The sequence below is a fragment of the Streptomyces sp. PU-14G genome (genome assembly GCF_041028275.1).
Taxonomy (GTDB): Bacteria; Actinomycetota; Actinomycetes; order Streptomycetales; family Streptomycetaceae; genus Streptomyces.
Map to the genome: position 1 here is coordinate 1 of NZ_JASKYT010000442.1, position 4907 is coordinate 4907.

Sequence of the window (4907 nt, forward strand, 5' to 3'; positions counted from 1 at the left end):
TCGCCGGGGCGGGCGAGAGGGCGTTGCTCGCGGTCCTGGTAGGGAGCCAGTGCCCGTCGTACGGCGTCCGCGACCCGGGTCATCTCCTCGGGCGTCAGGTAGGCGACGGCGCTGAAGGCCTCCTCGTGGCGCCACTCCTCAGGCGCCTGGTCCCGCTGGGCGAGCCACCGCTGCCAGCTCTCGTCCTCCAGCCCCCGGGCGAGAGCGCCGAACTCCGCGGGGGCGGCCTCGGCGGCCTGCGGTTGCCGCCGCAGGCGCCAGGGCCGGGCGCGGCCCCCCGCGTGCGGAGCCTCCTCGATGTGTCCGTGGCGCGCGAGCTGGCGGAGGTGGAACGAGCAGAGCCCGGAGCTGTACCCCAGCCGCCCGGCCGCTTCGGTCGCGGTGACGGCGCCCACCTCGGCGAGGAGTTCCAGCAGGGCCGTGCGCACCTCGTGTTCGCGTAGTCCGTCTCCGGCGCCGGGTGCCTTCCGGGGCGCGGGGTCGAGGTCGTCTTCAGTCACTTTGCAAAGTCTGCTACTTTGCAAAGTGACTGGCAAGTGGTTCTTGCCGGCATCATCCGGGCGCGGCGGTGTCCGCCTGGCCTGTGGGGCGCGCGCAGCACCCGTGGGGGTGTGCGCAGAAGGGGAGACAGCGATGCCTGTTCGTCGTGAGCGGTCCCGGTTCCTCGACCGGCGGGTCCATGTACAGGGCCGGCCTGTCGCGTCGTTTCCGGTGCGCGCCCCCGAGGCGGAGCGGGGAGCGGTGCGACGGGTCACCGAAGTGGGCGAGGAGGTCCTGCACCGTCCGAGCCGGGAGGTGACCGCCTTCGGCTCCGACGACCTGTCGGCGCTGATCGACGACATGTTCCTGACGATGTACGTGGCCGACGGCGCGGGGCTCGCCGCCAATCAAGTGGGCGTCGACCTGCGGCTGTTCGTCTACGACTGCCCCGACGACAACGGAGTGCGGCACGTCGGGCACCTCGTCAACCCCGCTCTCGAACTGCCCGACGCGCCCGACCGCAGGCTTCTCGACGACTCCGAGGGCTGTCTGTCCGTCCCCGGCGCCTCCCTGACGGTGCCCCGCACCGACCGCGCCGTCGCTCGCGGGTTCGACAAGGACGGCAACCCCCTCGTCATCGAGGGGACGGGCTACTTCGCCCGGTGCCTGCAACACGAGACCGACCACCTCTTCGGCCGCACCTACCTTGACCGGCTCTCCAAGCGGGACCGCAAGGAGGCACTACGGCAGATGGCGGACCGCCGCGAAGACGTCTACGCACAACGCGCGGCGAACTCAGCGGAGTTGCGGCACGCCTGAGGCGGCGCCGCGTCGCGGCCCGCCTGAGACACCGGGCCACCGTCCGCCCGAGACACCGGGCCGCGGTCCGCCCAAGGCGCCGCGTCGCGGCCCGCGCGAGGCACCGGGTCGCGATCCGCCGAGGGCGCACGCCGTCGGTCAGTCGGCCAGACAGAGGCAGAAGGGGTGCCCTGCCGGGTCGAAGCACACGCGGACGTCTCCCTGCGGCTGATGGTCGGCGACCGTCGCGCCCAGCGCGACAGCTTTCGCTCCAGCGCTCTCCAGGTCGTCGACACGGATGTCGAGGTGCATCATCATCTGTTGGCCGGCAGGTCCGGCGGGCCAGCGGGGGCGGACGTAGTTCTCCCCCCGCTGAACGGCGAGCCCCACTCCACCGTCGGCCGCTTGCAACAGGACCCAGTCCGGCTCCTCGGCCTTGATGTCCCAGTCGAGAAGTCGCTGGTAGAAGCGTGCGAGAGCCCCTGGGTCCGGTGCGCTGATGTTGACGGTCGTCAGCACTGGTCCGCGCGTTTCAGCCATCCGTTCCGTCCCCTCCCGGTGCTGGACGTCGCCTCCCTCGGCGCGACGCGACCATCGTGTCAGGTGACTGCGGGCGAGCGCCGTGCCTGCGCGGGAAGGGACGTCATCTCGCTCAGGCGTTCGCGCTGCGGGCGGGGGCGGTGCGGGGCCGAGGTGGCGGCGCGGGCTCGGCGGTGCCCGCCGGGCGGGCCGCGCCCGCGCGTTTTCGCCGGCGGTGAAAGACCGGCCCGTCCGGACGCGGTGATCGCTACAGTCCGGTCTCATGGCAACGGTCACCACGCGCACGGTCGCATACCCGGCCGACGGCATGACGATGGTCGGGCACCTCGCGCTCCCCTCCGGTGCCGGTCCTCGGCCCGCGGTGCTGCTCGGGCCAGAGGGCATGGGGCTCAGCGACGTCGAGCGCCGCCGGGCCGACGCGCTCGCCGAGTCGGGGTACGTGGCGCTGGCCTTCGACCTCCACGGCGGACGCTACCTGGGCGCCCCCGAGGAGATGCTGGCCCGTTGCACTCCGCTGCTCGCCGACCCCGACCGGCTGCGGGGTATCGGCCGTGCGGCGCTCGACGTGCTGCGTGCCGAACCGCGGACCGACCCCGACCGGGTGGCCGCCATCGGCTACGGCACCGGGGGCGCCATCGCGCTGGAACTCGGGCGTGAGGGTGTGGACCTGCGGGCGATCGGGACGGTCAACGCGCTGACCACGGGCCGTCCTGGCGAGGCGGCGCGCATCCGTTGCCCCGTGTGGGCCGGGGTCGGGTCCGAGGACCCGATCATGTCCGCCGCGCAACGGGAGGCGTTCACCGCCGAGATGCAGGCCGCGGGCGTCGACTGGCGCCTCGTCGTCTACGGCGGGGCCCTGCACGCCTTCCACCATCCGCCGGTCGACCACGCCACGGTCCCCGGCGTCGGCTACCACCCGCGGCACGCGCGGCGGGCCTGGCGCGACGTCCTCGACCTGCTCGACGAGTGCCTGCCCATAGCGGAGTGAGCCCCAGGCGTGGGCGCTCCTGAGCAGACGCCGCGGTCGGCACGATGGATCAGGTGTGCGGTGCCGTGGCCCGGATACCGGCGAGCACCACGCCGACGATGCGCTCCGCATCCTTTCGGGTGAACGGGCGCATGCCGCGGTTGACGATGAGATGCACCGGGCCGGAGATCATCTCGCCGAGGAAAGGGCTGTCGACCGGAGGGAGTTCGCCCCGCTCCACGGCGGCCTCCACCCGCCGCCGCATGGCGGCCACACGTTCGTCGAGAACCCTGGTCAGCGCCTGGACGGTGCGGCTGTGGCGGGCGGGCTGGATGGCCTGTTCGAGCGTCCGCCCGAACGGCGTCTCCAGGCCACCGGCGAGGGCCAGCAGGAAGTCCACCAGGTCGCGGTGGATGTCGCCGGTGTCGGCGACCGAGGCGAGGTCCTCGGCGTAGCGCAGCAGGGCTGCGGCCACCAGTTCCTCGCGGTCGGGCCAGTTGCGGTAGACGCTGGTCTTGTGCACGCCGGCGAGCTCGGCGACCTCCTCGTAGCGGAAGCCCGCGATGCCGTCGCGCGCCACGAGCTCGACGGTCGCGGCGAGGATCTGCGCTCTCACCCGCGCGTTGCGGCCGCCGGGGCGTCGTGCGGGCGGCCGGTCAGCGGTCCGGTCGGCCATCGCCGCGCTCACCTCTTGTTCCTCGCTCGGATGCCGATTGTCGCCAGGTGCGGCGTTGTGGTGCAAGCCGAAGGCACGTAAGCTCTTTAAAAGCGACAGCCTGTTTCTTTAACGGTACGGCTCGCCGCGGCAGCAGCCTGCCCGCGGGCCGCACCGCCTCACGGGTTCACCTGCCTGACCAGCGCGGGACACCCGATCCGTCCGCACACCCACCTCAGCGAAACCTGGAGCGCACACGTGAACGTTCTCGTCTCAGGAGCCGGTGTCGCCGGGCTCGCCTGCGCACTCGAACTCGGTACCCGCGGCCACGACGTCACCGTCGTCGAGTACGCCCGCCACCTCCGGCTCACCGGCACACCCATCGACATCCGCGGTGACGCGATCGAGGCCGCGGACAGGATGGGGTTGCTCGCCAGGATCAAGGAGCGCCGGGTCCGGATGTCCGAGCTCACCCAGTTCGTCGACAGTGACGGCGAGCCGGTGGCCCGGATCCCGATGGCGGAGGTCAGCGACTCCGACGACGACATCGAGCTGCTCCGCGAGGATCTCGTGCGGATCCTCGCCGACGCGCTCCCGGACACCGCCACGATCCGCTTCGGCGACTCGATCGAGACACTGACCGACAGCGACAGCGGCGACGGCGACGGCAACGGCAACGGCGGCAACAACGGCACCGGCGACGCGCACGCGCACGTCGGCGGTGTCGACGTGCGCTTCGCTTCGGGCCGCACCGGGCGGTACGACCTGGTGATCGGTGCCGACGGCCAGCACTCCGCCGTACGCAGACTGGTGTTCGGGCCGGAAAAGGACTATCTGCGACATCTCGGTGTCTACTTCGCCCTCGCCGACCACCCCGGCGAGACGCGGTCCGAGGGCACCAACTCGATATACAACGTTCCCCGCCGGATGGCAGGCGTCTTCCGGTACGGGGGCAAGGCCGTCGCGGTCTTCCAGTTCCGCTCGGAAGCGATCGACTATGACCACCACGACCTGGACGCCCAGAAGAAGATCCTCCTCGACGCCTTCGCCGGCTACCGGTCGTGGCGGATCCCGGAACTGCTCGACGCGGCCCTCGCCGACCCCGGTTTCTTCTTCACCTCCGCGAGCCAGATCCACCTGCCCGCCTGGCACCGCGGGCGCGTCGTCCTCGTCGGGGACGCCGGGTACAGCCCGGCCTTCCTCTCCGGCCGGGGGACCTCACTCGCGCTCACCGGCGCCCGCTTCCTGGCCGAGGAACTCGAACGGTGCGGCAACGACCACACCACCGCGTATCCACGCTACGAGGCCCGGCAGCGCCCCTACGTCACCTTCGCCCAGGACCGCGTCCACAGCGGTCGCGACCGCATGCTGCCGACCACCTGGGCCGCCATCGCCGCCCGCAACAAGGCGCTGCGGGCATCCGGCGCCGGCGCACTCTGAACCCGACGCGACGCCGCCCTCCCCCTC

The 4907-nt window shown here is 72.1% G+C and carries 6 protein-coding genes; 3 read left to right on the top strand and 3 right to left on the bottom strand.

The features are described from left to right. Positions 1-500: ArsR family transcriptional regulator (locus tag AB8Z75_RS31005; RefSeq protein WP_369207831.1), on the bottom strand; the 500-nt coding region annotated here is incomplete at its 3' end. Between the two features lie 133 nt (positions 501-633). On the opposite strand from AB8Z75_RS31005, the gene def reads away from it, so the two are divergent. Continuing rightward, complete coding sequence (def, locus tag AB8Z75_RS31010; protein ID WP_369207833.1) at positions 634-1299, top strand: peptide deformylase; 666 nt, start codon at positions 634-636, stop codon at positions 1297-1299. 138 nt (positions 1300-1437) lie between these two features. On the opposite strand, the gene AB8Z75_RS31015 is transcribed toward def, so the two are convergent. Continuing rightward, complete coding sequence (locus tag AB8Z75_RS31015; RefSeq protein ID WP_369207835.1) at positions 1438-1818, bottom strand: VOC family protein; 381 nt, start codon at positions 1816-1818, stop codon at positions 1438-1440. 262 nt (positions 1819-2080) lie between these two features. On the opposite strand from AB8Z75_RS31015, the gene AB8Z75_RS31020 reads away from it, so the two are divergent. After that, a complete protein-coding gene (locus AB8Z75_RS31020) occupies positions 2081-2806 on the top strand; it encodes a dienelactone hydrolase family protein (RefSeq protein WP_369207837.1) in 726 nt (241 codons plus the stop codon). 49 nt (positions 2807-2855) lie between these two features. Here the strand turns inward: AB8Z75_RS31020 and AB8Z75_RS31025 are convergent, their stop codons facing one another. Further along, positions 2856-3473, bottom strand: coding sequence for a TetR/AcrR family transcriptional regulator (locus tag AB8Z75_RS31025; RefSeq protein WP_369207839.1), 618 nt, complete (start codon positions 3471-3473; stop codon positions 2856-2858). Between the two features lie 225 nt (positions 3474-3698). On the opposite strand from AB8Z75_RS31025, the gene AB8Z75_RS31030 reads away from it, so the two are divergent. Further along, positions 3699-4880: an FAD-dependent monooxygenase gene (locus AB8Z75_RS31030; protein WP_369207841.1), complete on the top strand. Its 1182-nt coding sequence runs from the start codon at positions 3699-3701 to the stop codon at positions 4878-4880. Positions 4881-4907: the final 27 nt, after the last annotated feature.

Bases quoted from the DNA above. Each gene is read 5' to 3' on its own strand.
- AB8Z75_RS31020 (WP_369207837.1), top strand. From the start codon at position 2,081: ATGGCAACGGTCACCACGCGCACGGTCGCATACCCGGCCGACGGCATG.
- def (WP_369207833.1), top strand. From the start codon at position 634: ATGCCTGTTCGTCGTGAGCGGTCCCGGTTCCTCGACCGGCGGGTCCAT.
- AB8Z75_RS31015 (WP_369207835.1), bottom strand. From the start codon at position 1,818: ATGGCTGAAACGCGCGGACCAGTGCTGACGACCGTCAACATCAGCGCA.